This is a genomic window from Collinsella sp. AM24-1 (genome assembly GCF_003470325.1).
Lineage (GTDB): Bacteria > Actinomycetota > Coriobacteriia > Coriobacteriales > Coriobacteriaceae > Collinsella.
In genome coordinates this window covers 64,042-79,215 of sequence record NZ_QRHM01000004.1, presented here as the reverse complement: position 1 = coordinate 79,215, position 15,174 = coordinate 64,042, and the positions used below count along the sequence as shown (strand labels likewise).

Genomic DNA, 15,174 nt, shown 5'->3' with positions numbered 1-15,174 from the left:
CATGTCCAAGCGCAAGCGCATCATCGCCTTGCTGGTGGGGGTTATCCTCCTGGCCGGTACGGCAGGCACGTTGGCCTGGCTTTCGGTTACGGGCGTGCTGGTCAACCAGTTCGGCATCGGGTCGGTGACGCCATCGGTTCAGGAAACGCTCAACGGCAAAGTGAAAAGCGATGTCAAGGCGAAGAACACGGGTACCGCGCCCGCCTATATTCGTGCTGCAGTGGATATCTACTGGCAGGACCAGGATGGCGCACGCCTGTGGGATGAGCCGAAGGAGGAGCCGAAGGGTGAGGCGGATTACGAGATTGCGTGGAGCGTGGCTGATGCCTCGGGCGCGAACTCGGCTTATAACTGGGTTAAGGCGAGCGACGGGTTCTATTACTGGACGTCGCCCGTCGCTCCCGGCGCGGAAACCGGCGTGCTCATTAATAGGGTTACCGAGCTCAAGGCAACCGAAGGTCGCAATCTTGTCGTGGATATCTCCACTCAGGCGGTCCAGGCGACGCCCGATGAGGCCGTGCACGACGCATGGGGTTGCTCGGTCGAGAATGACGTGCTGGTGCCGCCGCATGGAGGTGCGTAAGTATGGCGTTCCCGATTCGTAAAGGTGTTGCGCGCTCCTTGCGTTGCATGGTCGCGGCCATTTTCTGCGTGGTCGCGCTCGCTGTTCCCGCCCGTGCGTTTGCCGATACTCCCGCGATAGCCTATGACGGAAATGCGCGTCAGCTGACGGTCTCGGGGGCGACGGACTCCTCGGGGGAGCCCGATCTGTTTTTGGCCTTTAAAGATCTGATGCCTGGCGATGTGCGTGATCAGCAGATAGAGATTCGTGCCACGGGCGTAAAGTCCCAGGTGCGCGTGTTTGTGCGTGCCGTTGTCGATCACGAGACGGCACGCCTGCTGTCGCCCATTACCCTAACGGCGTCGGCGGGCGATGGCTCTGCAGGTTGGCTCCAGACAGGAACACCGGGCAGCGCGTTCGCTTATCCCACGCAAATCGCCACGTTTACGAGCGATGGCAGCACGGTGCTTAATTTGCAGTTAAACGTTCCGACATCGGTGGGCAACGAGGTTGCCGACGCAAACAAGACCATTCGCTGGGAGATTACCGCCGAGGACGATGGCGAGAAGATTCCCGTGCAGTCTGCTGACAGCAAGAAGCTCGGCTTGCTTGGTCTGGCGGCAACGGGCGACAACACGCTCACGTTGCTTTTGGTGTTGCTGACACTTGCAATCATCGCATTTATAGCCGCACTTCTTTTGTCCCGGAGGGATAAGCGCTAGGTTCATCTTCTAAACGCAACGCCCTCCCGGGCGGCGGGCACGAAGTTCCCTGCTCTACAGTCCTGCGCAAGACGAAGGCCACATTAAGTGGCCTTCTTTGCGTGCGGAACTCGCGATGAACTTCGAGCCCGCCGCTCGGGAGGGCGCCCCTTTATTGACGAAAGGCCTAATAAGCGGATATTCCATGCCCGGATGTATTCAGAGCGGGACGGGCTTTCCGGATGGGCGGTGTTTCGGAAAGTGTGTCCCAGAATCGGCGCTCAGAGTGGTCCCCACTTTCCGGTTGATGTCTTGTCCGGAAACTATGTCCCGGAATTAAGGCTTGGAATGGGATGCACTTTCCGGTTGAGAGCCTTAGCGGAAAGTGCGACCCGGAATTTACTCTTGAAGTGGGATGCGCTTTCCCAACAGGCCCTCAAGCGGAAACTGCGTCCCATTCCGAAGGCAGATTCCGGGACACACTTTCCGAATACAAAGAAGGCCACTTAATGTGGCCTTCAACTTATATATGTTCAGCGGATACCCCGATGACAAGCCGCGCTCCAACAACAAGGCGTCTGTCCGGGCGGAGGCAAATAAGGTTCATCGCGAGTTCCGCAAACAAAGAAGGCCACATAACGTGGCCTTCGTCTTGCGCAGGACTGTCCGAGCAGGGAACCTTATATGCCTCCGCCTGGACAGACGTTTCAGTTGTGGCTCAGCAGCTAGCAGCTACTTAATCTTGGTCGTGCCCGGCGCCAGGTTGGGGTCGGTCTCGTTGGCTTCGGTCTGGAAGTGCTCCGTATAGACGTTCTTGCCGTCGCGGAACATCTCGTAGTACTGCATCTTCGCGTAATCCTCGCGCGCCTTGGTTGCGGCAGCGGCGGCGTCGTCGTCACCGGTGACGTTGGAGGAGAGCGCCCAGCGCAGGCTGGCGTCCTCGTAGCCCACGGAATTGATGGCGGGCAGCGACTCGCGCAGCGTCATGTGCGCCTTCTGATAGTCGGTCAGCGGTGCGCCGATCAGCTGCATCAGCTGCGTGGACAGATAGTTGGTGGACAGGTCGTCGCCCTCACTCGTCTGGTTGCAACCGGCAACGTCGTAGTTGGCCCAGATGATGTAGTCGGTCTGCCACAGGCGTTCCTGGTGGGTGGCGTCGTCCTCGTCGGTAAACCACTTATCGTTGAACTTGGACGGGAAGAACGGCTGGTGGTCGCCCCAGAACACCACGACCACCTTACGGTCGAGCTTGCTCAGGGCGTTGAGGAAGTAACGCAGCGCCTGGTCGGACTGCTCGATGCACGAGACGTACTCGTCGACATCGGAGGGCGTACCGTCCTCGATGGTCTTGGCATCCAGATCGGTCGTGTCGATGTTCAGGTGCATCTGCTTGTCGACCGGCAGCAGGCCCGTGTCGTAGCCCGAGTGGTTCTGCATGGTTACGTCGAAGATAAACTGCGGATCGGCATTCTGGTCGAGCAGCTCAAGAATCTTGTCGTAAGTAGCCTGGTCGGTCACCATGCCGCGCAGGGTGTCGGCTCCCTGGAAGTCGTTGATGGACAGGAACTGGTCAAAGCCAAAGTCCTTGTAGACGTTCTCGCGGTTCCAGTTGGTGGCGTGGTTGGGGTGCATGGCCGTGGTGGAATAGCCGAGCGATTTGAACTGCTCTGCCAGGTTCCCGGTCGTCTCCATGTTGTAGATGGTGTAGGGGTACACGCCTGCGCCCAGGTTGGCCATGGAGTTGCCGGTCATAAACTCAAACTCGGTATTGGCCGTGCCGCCGCCGTAGGCGCTCACGTAGAGCTTGCCGCGGCTGAGGCAGTTGGACAGGTTCTTAAAGTACTGCGGGCCCTCGTAGCCGGCGCGCATGTTCTGGTAGATGGACAGGTCCGAGAAGGTCTCGTTCATGATGGCGATGACCGTCGGCTTCTCGCTGTCGAACTGCTCCTTTGCGGCGGTGCGCTCGTCACTCTTGGCGGCGTCGGACTTGTCATAGGCCTTGGCGTACTTTTTGAGCGTGGCCTTGGCGTCATCGACGGAGTAGTCGGCGGGTTTGGGCGGCTTAATGGATTGCGCTGCACTAATAAAGGCGGGCAGGTAGCCCTCGCGCCAGTAGCTCTCGAGCGGGCGCCAGGTGTAGACGGTGATGCCGAGGGTGTTGTAGTAGTCGATGAGCGTGACATGCGCAGTCACGCCACCCAGGCACAGCACCGCCACGAGCAGGTTGGTGAGCAGCATGCGCTTGGCGTTGGCGGCACCCTTCTGACGGTGCGGTGCCACCAGGCCGGCGTACTCGCATAGCAGCATGGCGATGGCGGTAAAGCCCATGGACAGCACGCAGAACAGCGAGATGGAGAAGGTGTAGCCGGTGCCGGCGACCGCGGCGGCGGTGGAGATGGCCGAAAGGTCGCCCGGCTGGATGGGCATGGATTTAAACGTGATGACGAAGAACTCGGCAATGCCCAGGACAAAGAGGGCAAAGGTCAGGACCGCGGGAGCTGCGCCGTGGCGCTGGAATAGGAAGAATAGGCCGACCATGAGCACGGTGATGATGGCCCACTCGAGCAGGATGCACAGGGGGTAGACCCAGGTAAAGTCGTGGTTGGATGAGACCTCCATGCCAAGCAGCGCAAAGACGCCGGCGAGCAGCAGGCACAGGACGGCGGCGACGAGCGGTTTACCCACAAAGGCGCCGCGCAGGCGGGCGAGCTTGCCAGTGGGGGCGGGCGCATCGGTGGCAGCGAACGCAAAGACGCGCGGTGCGATGCGGTCGCGGGCGATGCTGGCCCAAGCGCATCCGGTGAGAATGGCGTTGGTCAGGATGAGCATCACAAAGGCGAGCGGCTCGTTTTGAGCGACGAGGCCAATGGCGCCCCAAATGGTCAAAAAGAGCTGGAACAGGCCGAAGGCGACACTCCAGGCGATGGCGCCTTTGGCGACGGTGCCCGACTGTGCGCAAATGGCCTTGGCCTCGCGCAAGACAAGGTAGACGGTCGCCGCAAGACCGACGAGCGAGATGGCGGCAGCGAACATGCTGAGACTCCTCACAAACTAAAACCTACGAAAGCGGGGATTTACCCGATTGTTACCAAGATATGCGCAGCGATTGGTGGCTGCGCACAACAACCAGCCATATTAACGCGCGCGTGTGGCGGTGTGACGCAATGTAGTGGCGACCTGCGCGATAATGGACGGGAATTACACGGAAACGTAAAGGCTTCTTAAAGAAATGGCGAGGGTAGGGCGATGAGCGAGCAGGTTTGCGAGGCGGACATGGGCGGCGACGGAGCTGCGGGCGTGGATACGTACGGCTATCCGGTCGAGACTACGGGCAACGCGGTACTGGACATTTTGGAGCACCGTTCGTCCACGCGCGCTTTTGCGCGCGATGACGACGACCGTCCCGTGGCGGTGACCGACGAGCAGCGGGCGGCGGTTTTGCATGCGGCGAGTCGCGCACCGTCGGCGGGCGCCATGATGATGTATTCCATCGTGAGTATTCGCGAGCAGGCTACGCTGGACCGTCTGGCCGACCTGTGCGATCACCAGCCCATGATCGCCAAGGCGCCCTGGGCACTTATATTTGTGGTCGATTATGCCAAGTGGATCGATCTGTTTGAGCACGTGGGCTGCTTTGAGCCCGAGTTTGTCGAGCGCACGGGCAAGGCGCCCCGCCGCGCGCCGGGTTTGGGCGACTTTGCCATCGCGGCCCAGGACGCCGTGATCGCTGCACAAAACGCCGTGGTTGCCGCCGAGGCCCTGGGGCTGGGGAGCTGCTACATCGGTGATATCGTCGAGAATGCCGAGGAAGTTGCCGAGCTGCTCGATCTGCCGCCCTATACCATGCCGCTGTCGATGCTCATCATCGGCACGCCCCGTAAGGAGCGCCCGGCAATCGCGCACCCCGTGGTGAACCTGGTGCACGAGGAGCGCTACTGCCGCGCGGATGCCGCGACCATGGACGCGCAGGTGGCCGAGATGGACGCGATGTTTCGCCCGCATGCCCGCGAGGTGGGGGAGCGCGTGGTGGATATCTACACCCGCAAACACACCAGTCCCTTTATGGCCGAGATGAGTCGCTCCATGGAGTGGTGGTTCAAAAACTGGCTCGGAAAATGACGAATGTGGCAAAGGGGGCGTCCCTTTGTCACATTCCATATCGCCGCGGTGGCCTAAAGGCCGCATAAATGTTTATCTAGCTGGGAAAACGGTGCCATTAAAATATGTGCTGATTACATATAATCCCGTCGAACGTTAAAATTGGGAGGAAACCGGCTTATGGAACAAAAGGCAAAGGAAGTAGCCTCGCACGCTGCGATTCCTGTGAGCATCTCGGCGATGCTCGTCACGCTGGGCGTGGTGTACGGCGACATCGGCACCAGCCCTATGTATGTAACCAAGGCGCTCGTTGCCGGCAACGGCGGCATCGGAAGCGTGACGGAGGAGTTCGTGCTCGGCGCGCTCTCTCTTGTCGTGTGGACGGTCACGCTGCTGACGACCGTCAAGTACGTGCTGATCTCGCTGCGCGCCGACAACCACGGCGAGGGCGGTATCTTTGCCCTGTACAGCCTGGTCAAGCGTTGCGGCAAGTGGCTTATCATCCCCGCCATGCTGGGTGGCGCCGCGCTGCTCGCCGACGGCATCCTGACGCCGGCTGTTACCGTTACCACGGCCATCGAGGGCCTGCGCACCATCCCTGCGGTTCACGCCGTGCTCGGGGATGACCAGGGCCGCGTTGTCGCCATCACGCTCGCCATCATCATTGCGCTCTTCTTGGTGCAGCGCATCGGCACGGCCAAGATCGGTCACGCCTTTGGCCCCATCATGACGCTGTGGTTCCTGTTCCTGGGCGGCACGGGTCTGTTCTTTGTCTTCCAGCACCCCGCCGTGCTGCTGTGCCTCAACCCGGTGCGCGGCATCGCCTTTTTGCTGAGCCCCAACAACCACGCGGGCATCATGATTCTGGGCAGCTGCTTCCTCGCCACCACCGGTGCCGAGGCGCTCTACTCCGACATGGGCCATGTGGGTCGCGGCAACATTTACGCCACCTGGCCGTTCGTTAAGTGCTGCTTGCTGCTGTCCTATATGGGCCAGGGCGCTTGGCTTATGAACAACGCTGCCAACCCCGAGCTCATGGGCATTGCCGACCTTAACCCGTTCTACCAGATGCTCGCCCCGGGCCTGCGTCCGTTTGCCGTCGGCCTTTCAACCATCGCGGCCATCATTGCCTCGCAGGCGCTCATTACCGGCGCGTTCTCGCTGGTGTCCGAGGCCAGTCGCCTGGACCTCATGCCGCACATGCAGGTCTTCTATCCGGCCGAGACCAAAGGCCAGCTCTACATCCCCATGGTCAACAACGTCATGCTTGTCGGCTGCGTCATCGTGGTGCTGCTGTTCCAGAACTCGGCTCATATGGAAGCCGCCTACGGCCTTGCCATTACGCTGACTATGATGTGCACCACGCTGCTGCTCTTCTTCTACCTGCACGAGGAGCGCAAGCTCAAGGTTGCTCCGTGGATCTTCGCGGCCTTCTTCCTTTTGCTCGAAGGCTTCTTCTTCGTGAGCTCACTCACCAAGTTCTTCCACGGCGGCTACTTCACCATCCTCATGGCTGCACTCATCATGGGCATTATGGTGTGCTGGTACAACGGCACGGCGGTCGAACAGCGCCAGTTTACGCTGCTGCCGCTGCGCAGCTATCTGCCGCAGCTCAAGCGCCTGCGCGACGACGACCGTTACGAGCGCATGAGCGACAACATCGTGTACCTGACCAAGGACACCCATACCGACTACATCGACCGTGATATCGTCTACTCGATCTTGGACAAGCATCCCAAGCGCGCTCGCGCCTGGTGGTTCGTGAACGTCGAGACCATGGACGAGCCGCATACCTTTGCCTATTCGGTCGAGACGTTCGGCACCGACTATGTTTTCCGCGTGCATCTGTACCTGGGCTACAAGATTAACCAACGCGTCAACGCCTACCTGCGCCAAGTTGTTCAGGACCTGGCTGCCACCGGCGAGCTGCCGTCGCAGACGCACGACTACTCGGTCTATAAGGATCCGGGCAACATTGGCACGTTCAAGTTCGTCATGATCCGCAAGCTGCTGGCGCCCGAAAGCGACGTGGAGCCGAGCGAGCGCACGGCCATCACGCTCAAGTACATCATCCGCCGCGCCGCCGGCACGCCCGCGCGCTGGTACGGCCTGGAGAACTCCAACGTGAGCTTTGAGTACGTGCCGCTGTTCACCAAGTTTAAGGCCGTGAGCAAGATGCAGCGCCTTGCCCCCAACGAGCGCCCGTAGCCGACGGAGACTACACGGAGTTGGTTATCGATGAGCAAAACTAAAGCCGGGGAGGTAAACATGGATGCAAGGACACTTGACGTCCGTGAGGCGCGCGTCGACGCCGCCGAAGATCGGTTCTTTACGAATCGGGCCAACATGGACATGGTCGATCGCGTGATTTCGATCGTGGCATTGGTATTTGGAGCGGTGTGCGTGTGCGCCCTGCTCGCGCACGTGCTGTTTGTCTAACGACCGCAGGCTGTAAAGGCTATACACTTGGAACCACCACAAGGAGGCCACCACCGCAAAGGTGCCAGTCCCCTTTGTGGTGGTTTTTGTTTTTGAGAGAGGGGCGGGGCGCTGATGGACGTCCGTGCGGACGGCGATATTGCCGAGAACTTTTGGTGGCGGCGTACAACGCTGACGCGTCGCAGCCCTCTGTATGACGCCTGCGTATCGGCGGGGCTGCTAGCCGCGGCGACGATTGTGGGCGCGCTGCTCGACCATCCGGGGCTCGCGCCGAGCATCATGATCGTCTATGTGTTCGCCGTGCAGCTGTGCGCTTTCTTTACCTGGAGCCGCCTGTACTGCCTGCTGAGCTCGGCTGCCGCCGTGGCGCTCTACAACTTCTTGTTTGTCGACCCGCGCTACGCGCTGTCGTTTATCGACCGCGTCTATCCCGGCATGTTCTTTATCATGTTTGCGGTCTCGCTCGTATCGAGCTCGATCGCGCTGGCCCTGCGCCGCGCCTTGGCGCAGGCTGCCGCCAGCGACCGTCGCACGCAGATGGTGCTCGAGACCAACCGCATGCTGCAGCGGTGTGGCGATCAGCAACAGATTGTGCACGCTATGGCAACGCAGCTGGCGCGTCTTTCGGACTGTCCGGTCGTGTGGTACGGCGCCGACGCCGAGGGCGATGACCTGCTGCCGCGCACGACGTACACGGCCGTGGGCGATGCCGCGCCGGTACACCAGCTGGCGCCGCAGATGCCGCCGCGGCTCTCGGCGTCCGCCTATGTGGGAACGCCGCTCGATGCCACCTATGGCGCCTCGGCGTTCTTTGGCACATACCTGACCGTGCGCTCGGGCGACACCATGGTGCGCGCGGGCGATCCCGCCTCGGTGGTGGGGGTGTTCGCCATTGTCGCCGAGCCCGATGCGCTGACGCCCGAGGAACGGACGCTTGCCGATGCCATCGTGAGCGAAGGCGAGCTGGCGCTCGATCGCGCCCGCGCCATGGAGGCCCGCGAGGAGGCGGCGGTGCTTGCCAAAAATGAGCAGCTGCGCGCCAACCTGCTGCGCTCCATCTCGCACGACCTGCGCACGCCGCTCACCAGTATTTCGGGTAATGCCGACGTGCTGCTCGACCAGGGCTCGACCGGCACCGCCGTGCTCGATGCCCAGACGCGCCGCGGCCTGCTCCTGTCCATTCGCTCGGATGCGCAATGGCTCAACGCCACTGTCGAGAATCTGCTCGCCATCACCAAGCTCGAGGGTGGCGGTATGCGCCTGTCGACCACGCTCGAGCTCATGGACGATATCGTCGAGGAGGCGCTGCGCCACGTAAGTCCGGCCGTGCGCGAGCACGATCTTAAGGTGGTGCCGTGCGACGAGCCGGCGCTCGTCAACGTCGATGCGCGTCTGATGGTACAGCTCGTGGTGAACCTGGTGAACAACGGCATCACCTATACGCCCGCAGGCTCGCATATCGTGATTTCGATTGGCGTCGACGATGGGCACGTGACGTGCTCGGTGGCCGATGACGGGCCGGGCATCGCGCCCGAGGACCGCGAGCGGATCTTTGAGTCGTTCTACACCGCCAACCATGGTCTGGCCGACAGCCACCGTAGCGTGGGCCTGGGTCTTTCGCTCTGCCGCTCCATTGCGTTGGCACATGGCGGTAGCATAGAGGTTGCCGCGGCGGACCCGCACGGCTCGGTCTTTACGATTGAGCTTCCCGTCGCCGATGTTTCGTTTGATAAGGAGTAGCGCCGTGCCGAACTCTGCCGTGAAACCGCTTATCTTGGTCGTTGAGGACGATCCCGCCGTCCGCAACCTTATTGTCGCCGCGCTCGAGGCGCACGGCTTGCGCCATATGGCCGTGGAGACCGCCCATGCCGCCATCGCCGCCGCCTCGTCGCAGGCGCCGAGCATTGTGCTGCTCGATCTGGGCCTGCCCGATATGGACGGCGTCAAGGTGGTGGAGTCGGTGCGCGCATGGTCGGGCATGCCGATTATCGTGGTCTCGGCGCGCAGCGAGGATGCGGACAAGATTCGCGCACTCGATGCTGGCGCCGACGACTATCTGACCAAGCCGTTTTCGGTCGAGGAGCTGCTCGCGCGCATTCGCACGACGCTCAGGCGCCTTTCGTATGCGCAGGCGGGCGGCGTTGCCTCCGAGGGGTCGTTCGATACCGGTGAGTTGCATATCGATTTTGATGCCGGCATCGCCACGATGGATGGCGAGGAACTGCATCTGACGCCGATCGAGTACAAGCTCTTGTGCCTGCTGGCCCATAATGCCGACAAGGTGCTGACGCACCAGTTTATCTTGCACGAGATCTGGGGCACGGCGACCAAGAGCGACTTGGCGAGCCTGCGCGTCTTTATGGGTACGCTGCGCAAAAAGATCGAGTCCGATCCCGCGCACCCGCGCTACATCCAAACGCACGTAGGCATTGGCTACCGCCTGGTCACCCAAGGCTAGATCGCCAACCGCCATCCCAATATGAGTTGCGGTGAAATACGGTCTAAAACTGCCTAATTCCAGGCAAAACAGTCCGTATTCCACCGCAACTTTGTTATTTGCCCTTGGGCTTGCTGGCGTAGAACTTCTTCTTTTTGGGCTTGCCGGCAGAGGAGGGTTTGCCGGCAAAGTTGGACTTGCCGTTGCCGGCCTGCGCGTGCGCGGGTGCTGCCGCGCGAGGCTTGCGGGCCTCGGGGTTGCGCAGCTCCTCGGTTCGCTCGGCAATCTCCTCGGCGCTAAAGCCGACTTCGGCCATGGCGTCCTCGATGGGCAGGCGGCGCACGATGTAGCAGTGGTGCACCTTCTGGTTGCGCGCGAAGTCCTCGGGGATGGTCTGCGCCGTAATGTCCTCCAGCACGACGCCCGCGCGTGCGAGCTTGCGCGTCTCGGGGCGGAAGCCGCGCAGGTTGCAGCTAAAGATGGCATGGCCGCCCTGCGCGAGCAGGCGCGATACGCCGGCCAAAAGCTCAACATGGTCGCGCTGAACATCCCAGGTGCGGCGGCCCATCTTGGACGAGTTCGAAAACGTGGGCGGATCGACAAAGATCAGGTCCCAGCGGTTGCGCGTCTGGCGCTGGTCGCGAATCCAGGCGAGCACGTCGTCGCGCACAAAGTGATGCTGCGGCCCCACAAAGCCGTTCTGACGCATGTTGCGCTCGCCCCAGTCCAGATAGGTGTTGGAGAGGTCGACCGTCACGGTTTCCTCGACGCCGCCGTCGGCCGCATAGCAGGTAGCGGTGCCGGTGTAAGCGAACAGGTTGAGGAAGCGGCGCGCCTGCTTGGCGTGCTCGCGCACCAGATTGCGCGTGACGCGGTGGTCCAAGAAGATGCCCACGTCCAGGTAATCGTCAAAGTTGACGGCAAAGGTAAGACCGCCTTCTTCGATGAGCGGCAGGCGACGGCGCGCGATGTTGGCGCGCTCGCCTGAGCCGTCCTTGCCGGCGCCCTGCTTGCCGTACTGCGAGCCGCCGCGCGAACGCATGCGGGCCTTGGCGTGCACGTGCTCGGCCGGAACATCAAGGATACGCGGCGCGATGGCCAAGATGTCGAGCATGCGGGCCTGGGCCAGTGCGGGGTCGATGGTCTTGGGCGCGGCATATTCGGCGATGACGAGCCAGCGGCCCGGCGTCTGCGGGCAGCCTTCGTACAGATCGATGGCGGCGGAGTAATCGGGCAGGTCGGCGTCGTAGACGCGGTAGCAGGTAACGCCCTCGCGCTTGGCCCACTTGCGACGCAGGCGGGCGTTCTTGCGCAAGCGGTTGGCGAACTGCTCCGACTCGGGGATGAGCACGGGTAGCGGCTTGCCGTCGCCCAGGTCGAGCATGGCGGCAGGTTCGGGCATGGGGGTGTTGGCGGCTTTGTCTTGAGCGCCTGCGGTCTGCTCCTCGGCATCTGCGCTGGTCGCAGCTTCAAATGCCGCGGCGGCGTGGTCGAGCGAGGGCCAAACCTCGATAGCTGCTTCCTCGTTATTGGGCATGACAGCGATCGAGTGCTCGGGCTCAGCGTGGAGCGCGCGGGCCAGCAATCCGTCGCGGGTGAGTGCGGCGACCGGTGCCGAGGCGAGCTCGGGCGCACGGCGCAGCTCGCCGACCATCGTCATGGCGTCGTGCATAAGCGAAAGCGGTGTCTCGGTCGTATCTGCGACCACGGCGGCACCGGCGACGGCGCCCGCGTGGTCCAGTACGGTGGCAGATTTGGCAGCGCAAAAATCGACAAAGCGCTTGTAACCGGTGCACTTGACCATGCGCTCGGCGGTCTTGCGGGCGGCGGGGTCAATGTCCACGGCGACGATGCGCGCCTGGCGCTCGCGCGCTGCCGCCTCGCGCTCGCGCGCCTCGGCAAGCAGCTGCTCCCACAGGGCGGCGTCGTGCAGCTGCCAGCCCCCAAAGCCCCAGCGCTCGCGTGCGGCGCCCGGGGCGCGGTCGGTCAGAATATTCACTGCCTCCAGTAACAGGCCGCCGCCGGCGCACGAGGCATCGACCAGCGTGGGCAGGGCTTCGTTCTCGTAATCGTCGGCCGTTAGCTTGCGCTCGCACAGTGCGGTCCAGCCGACCTGTGCCAGCACCAGGGCGGCGTAGTCGGGGCGCAGCACGTGTGCGCCCTCGCCGGCGCGGGTCGCTGCGGGCGGCAGGCGTTTGAACAGCGGGTCGCCCGAAAGGTCCAGGCTGATGCTCGCGCGGCGCTGACGCAGCGAAAGCAGCAGGTGAACGTCGGGGTCGGCGGCGTCGACATCGGCGCGACGGCCCGTGGTCTCGGCCAGACGGTCGCACAACGCGTCCTTGGCGCGCAGGGCCGAGAAGCGCGTGTTGCGCAGCTGCTCGGTCACGCCGCGGGCGGTGATGGCGATGGTGGCGCCGGGGCGGATGATAGTCTCCCAGGCGATGTCGTAAACGCTGTCGTACAGCTCGTCGGCATCCTGCGCCTCAAAGCGCCCAAGCACCACAAACACGCGGCTGGCCAGGCGCGACCACAGACAGGCGCGGTAGCCTTCTTCGAGCTCGCCCTCAAACGTAGCGCGGCCCTTCAGACGGCGGACATGCGAAAGCCCGAGGTGTTTAAGCTCATCGGCGAGTGCGGACTCAAAGCCCTCGGGGCAGCTTGCGTAAAATTCCATGGGTGACCTCTCTGATTGCGTCGCTCCATTATATGATGGATGCTTCGTTTGCCCTTATCCTCGAAAGGAACCCATATGATTGATGCGTGCCCCTTGATTCCCATTTTCATTGCAACAGCCTCAGGACTCGGGGCCTCGCACAGGCTCCCGCCGCCTTACAGAACTGAAAGCTGGGCGTAGGGCAAATCCATGGCACGTGACCTGCGATTGCTCGGCCATAGATGGCGTAATCGAGGCTAAGGGAGGGCATCATGCGCAAGGGAAACGAGAGCTGGTTCTGGCACGCGAACGACATGGTGGTGGCGGGCGACATGAACCCCGTGGTCCGCGTCCTGTGGGCCGCGCTCATCGTAGGCATCGGCGTCGCGACGATGGCCACGCTCTGGATCGTCACGAGGTAGCGCGCCACGAACGGATGACGAGGCACGCGGCGCATGCCACGCTGGCGGAACCCTAGCCTCGCTGCTGGACAATCTGTTCGATGAGCTTCGCGACGGAGTCCTCGGCTGCGTTCCCGATCAGGTGATGGGCCGCGGCCTTCGCCTCTGGCATCGCGCCCGCGACTGCGTAGGAGTTCGGCACCTTTTCGAGGAGCGTCACGTCGTTTTCCGAGTCTCCGATAAAAGCGACCTCGTCCAGCGTGACCCCAAGGCTGCCGAGAAGCGCGTCGAGTCCGTTTACCTTGCTCCAGCCAGCCGGAACAACATCGAGGAAGAATGGGACGGGCGAGGGGAAATCAAGTTCTGGGCAGGCTTCCTTGCATCGACTCCGAACGACTTCCGTCGGGGCGGAGCTGACGTTGACGAAGATGCCGGCGGTTATGACGTCACGGTTCGTGGGCACGTCTCCGAGCGCCATGTCTCTTCCGGAGTCCTTAACGACTTCCAGGGCGAATTCGTCGCCAGGCTCGACGGCGCAGAGGAACTGCTCGCAGCGCTTGCCTGTCTCATCGACATCGGCGACTAGCCAGAGTGACGTCCCCGCGTAGGGGCGTACAGCGCTATCGAGCTTGACGAGGGCCTCCGTCGAGAGCGTCTTTTTGAACACGAGTTCGCCGCTGGAGAAGACCTTCTTTCCGTTGGCCATGATGCCGGTCGAGAAACAGCGCGCGTCGCCGTCAAAGGCATCGGCCAGGTCGGCGTAGTCGCGCCCGCTTGCGGGGCCGAACGCGATGCCCGCATCGAGCGCCGAAAGAATCGCGCTGTGCGTGCGCTCCGATACGACCCTTGAGCCAAACGGCAACAGGGTCCCATCCATGTCTGCGAGGATGAGCTTTATCAAGGGGTCCTCCCGTTTCGGTCTGGGCATCGGTGCGCCGGCGTGCGTCGTCCTAGCTGTATTGCTTGTCTCCCATGAGATTCTTCGAGATGATCCTGTTAAACTCTACCGGGTCATCCCAGCAAGAGGTCAGGAAGAGGAACAGCAGCTCGATGACGAAGTTGATCGAGCTGTGCGAGAAGGCGATCTCGGTTCCGGTGATGGCCTGATCTCGCGAGATGGCTCGGATGATATGCGTGGCACGCTTCGCGAGCGGCGTATCCGGGTTGTCTGTGATCATGATGATGGGGGTGTTCGAATCCTCGGCAGAGTCGAATATGTTGACGAGGCGCTTCGAGTATCCGGACGTCGAAATGACGAGCAGAACGTCATTCTCCTTGAGGCTGGTTGCGACGGAGACCATGGCTTCGGTGGTACTGGGGCAAAACGCTCTGACTCCAACCTGCGAGAGCTTGAACGCCGCGTTTACGCCCATGTTAATCGAGTTGCCGACGCCCGCGATCAGGACGAGGTTGGCGTTGTGGAGCAGATTGACGACTGCCGAAAAGTCATCGGAGTCAATGAGCGAGGCGGTTTGGGAGAGCTCCTTGACCTTGTGAGACAGGACGTACTTGATGGAGCCCTCGACATCGTCCAGAGTAATCCTGCCGTCCGTGGCCTTTTCTTCGCCGGATGCCCTGCTGATGGATATGCCGAGCGCCAGACGCATGTCCGAATAGGTTCGGTAGTCAAGCGTCCTTGCGAATCTCGAAACAGACGCCGGTGACGTACCGGTTTCTGCGGCGAGTTCGCGGACGGTCATCGTTGCGACATCCGACGGGTGGTCGAGCACATACGTTGCGATTGCCTTCTCCGAGGGGGATAGGCTGCTCATGACCGCGCAGATGTGGCTGAGCACATCCCCTGTCTTATCCATGGTTACTCCTTGGTCCTAGCTTGCTTTGTATCTTAGGTCAAGAGAGGTGAAAATTAAGCAAAATGTTTC

12 protein-coding genes are annotated in these 15,174 nt (G+C 62.0%); 8 read left to right on the top strand and 4 right to left on the bottom strand.

Annotation, left to right across the window (positions count from 1 at the left end):
* Position 1: 1 nt before the first annotated feature.
* Together DW661_RS02600 and DW661_RS02595 are read left to right on the top strand one after the other, a co-directional pair.
* On the top strand, positions 2–583 hold the full coding sequence (locus DW661_RS02600) for a hypothetical protein (protein ID WP_117640426.1): 582 nt from the start codon (positions 2–4) through the stop codon (positions 581–583).
* A 2-nt stretch (positions 584–585) separates the two neighbouring features.
* Positions 586–1,284, top strand: coding sequence for a hypothetical protein (locus tag DW661_RS02595; RefSeq protein ID WP_117843266.1), 699 nt, complete (start codon positions 586–588; stop codon positions 1,282–1,284).
* A gap of 711 nt (positions 1,285–1,995) precedes the next feature.
* On the opposite strand, the gene DW661_RS02590 is transcribed toward DW661_RS02595, so the two are convergent.
* Positions 1,996–4,296: an LTA synthase family protein gene (locus tag DW661_RS02590; RefSeq protein ID WP_118934480.1), complete on the bottom strand. Its 2,301-nt coding sequence runs from the start codon at positions 4,294–4,296 to the stop codon at positions 1,996–1,998.
* Between the two features lie 213 nt (positions 4,297–4,509).
* On the opposite strand from DW661_RS02590, the gene DW661_RS02585 reads away from it, so the two are divergent.
* From DW661_RS02585 to DW661_RS02570, 5 genes are all read left to right on the top strand, one after another.
* Complete coding sequence (locus DW661_RS02585; protein WP_118934478.1) at positions 4,510–5,382, top strand: nitroreductase family protein; 873 nt, start codon at positions 4,510–4,512, stop codon at positions 5,380–5,382.
* Positions 5,383–5,541: 159 nt separating this feature from the next.
* Entirely contained in the window at positions 5,542–7,569 is a 2,028-nt protein-coding gene (locus tag DW661_RS02580) for a KUP/HAK/KT family potassium transporter (RefSeq protein WP_118934476.1), read from the top strand.
* A 60-nt stretch (positions 7,570–7,629) separates the two neighbouring features.
* Complete coding sequence (locus tag DW661_RS10140; RefSeq protein ID WP_156333780.1) at positions 7,630–7,800, top strand: hypothetical protein; 171 nt, start codon at positions 7,630–7,632, stop codon at positions 7,798–7,800.
* 114 nt (positions 7,801–7,914) lie between these two features.
* A complete protein-coding gene (locus tag DW661_RS02575; protein WP_118934474.1) occupies positions 7,915–9,540 on the top strand; it encodes an ATP-binding protein in 1,626 nt (541 codons plus the stop codon).
* A gap of 4 nt (positions 9,541–9,544) precedes the next feature.
* Positions 9,545–10,258 carry a response regulator gene (locus DW661_RS02570; protein ID WP_199665671.1) on the top strand — a complete coding sequence of 238 codons (714 nt, stop codon included), beginning with the start codon at positions 9,545–9,547 and terminating at the stop codon, positions 10,256–10,258.
* 94 nt (positions 10,259–10,352) lie between these two features.
* Here the strand turns inward: DW661_RS02570 and rlmKL are convergent, their stop codons facing one another.
* Positions 10,353–12,911: a bifunctional 23S rRNA (guanine(2069)-N(7))-methyltransferase RlmK/23S rRNA (guanine(2445)-N(2))-methyltransferase RlmL gene (gene rlmKL, locus DW661_RS02565; RefSeq protein WP_118934472.1), complete on the bottom strand. Its 2,559-nt coding sequence runs from the start codon at positions 12,909–12,911 to the stop codon at positions 10,353–10,355.
* Between the two features lie 251 nt (positions 12,912–13,162).
* Between rlmKL and DW661_RS10135 the strand changes: the two genes are divergently transcribed.
* Entirely contained in the window at positions 13,163–13,312 is a 150-nt protein-coding gene (locus DW661_RS10135; protein ID WP_158558713.1) for a hypothetical protein, read from the top strand.
* A gap of 52 nt (positions 13,313–13,364) precedes the next feature.
* Here DW661_RS10135 and DW661_RS02560 read toward each other — a convergent pair whose 3' ends face one another.
* Positions 13,365–14,192 carry an HAD hydrolase family protein gene (locus DW661_RS02560; protein WP_117640421.1) on the bottom strand — a complete coding sequence of 276 codons (828 nt, stop codon included), beginning with the start codon at positions 14,190–14,192 and terminating at the stop codon, positions 13,365–13,367.
* A 49-nt stretch (positions 14,193–14,241) separates the two neighbouring features.
* Positions 14,242–15,105: a MurR/RpiR family transcriptional regulator gene (locus DW661_RS02555; protein ID WP_117635579.1), complete on the bottom strand. Its 864-nt coding sequence runs from the start codon at positions 15,103–15,105 to the stop codon at positions 14,242–14,244.
* Positions 15,106–15,174 lie beyond the last annotated feature (69 nt).

Excerpts from the sequence above, each read along its gene's own strand:
- DW661_RS02580 (WP_118934476.1), top strand. The coding sequence starts at position 5,542 with ATGGAACAAAAGGCAAAGGAAGTAGCCTCGCACGCTGCGATTCCTGTG.
- DW661_RS02590 (WP_118934480.1), bottom strand. The coding sequence starts at position 4,296 with ATGTTCGCTGCCGCCATCTCGCTCGTCGGTCTTGCGGCGACCGTCTAC.
- DW661_RS02555 (WP_117635579.1), bottom strand. The coding sequence starts at position 15,105 with ATGGATAAGACAGGGGATGTGCTCAGCCACATCTGCGCGGTCATGAGC.
- DW661_RS02600 (WP_117640426.1), top strand. The coding sequence starts at position 2 with ATGTCCAAGCGCAAGCGCATCATCGCCTTGCTGGTGGGGGTTATCCTC.
- DW661_RS02585 (WP_118934478.1), top strand. The coding sequence starts at position 4,510 with ATGAGCGAGCAGGTTTGCGAGGCGGACATGGGCGGCGACGGAGCTGCG.
- DW661_RS10140 (WP_156333780.1), top strand. The coding sequence starts at position 7,630 with ATGGATGCAAGGACACTTGACGTCCGTGAGGCGCGCGTCGACGCCGCC.
- rlmKL (WP_118934472.1), bottom strand. The coding sequence starts at position 12,911 with ATGGAATTTTACGCAAGCTGCCCCGAGGGCTTTGAGTCCGCACTCGCC.
- DW661_RS02575 (WP_118934474.1), top strand. The coding sequence starts at position 7,915 with ATGGACGTCCGTGCGGACGGCGATATTGCCGAGAACTTTTGGTGGCGG.
- DW661_RS02595 (WP_117843266.1), top strand. The coding sequence starts at position 586 with ATGGCGTTCCCGATTCGTAAAGGTGTTGCGCGCTCCTTGCGTTGCATG.
- DW661_RS10135 (WP_158558713.1), top strand. The coding sequence starts at position 13,163 with ATGCGCAAGGGAAACGAGAGCTGGTTCTGGCACGCGAACGACATGGTG.